Here is a 215-nt window from a genome sequence, read left to right on the forward strand (position 1 = left end):
ATGGCGTCGTTTCAACTAACGCGCTGGAATTGGGGATAGACATAGGCGGCCTTGAGGCGTCGATTGGCGGGGGCTTCCTCGGCGCTCTTTCTGAAAAACCATTGGGGATCGTTCATAATAAGCTGGTCGATGGGGGAAACCGTCGCTATAAACACCGACACCGCCGTATAACCGCTTTTTACGGCGCGAACCCGCAGTTTATTTTATGTTCCGCT

General features: G+C 53.0%; 1 protein-coding gene. It reads left to right on the forward strand.

Annotated features, from left to right (window positions below):
- Positions 1–215: hypothetical protein (locus ACYVTD_RS19265; protein WP_461249178.1), on the forward strand; the 215-nt coding region annotated here is incomplete at both ends.

It is taken from the genome of Treponema sp. R6D11 (assembly GCF_054786075.1).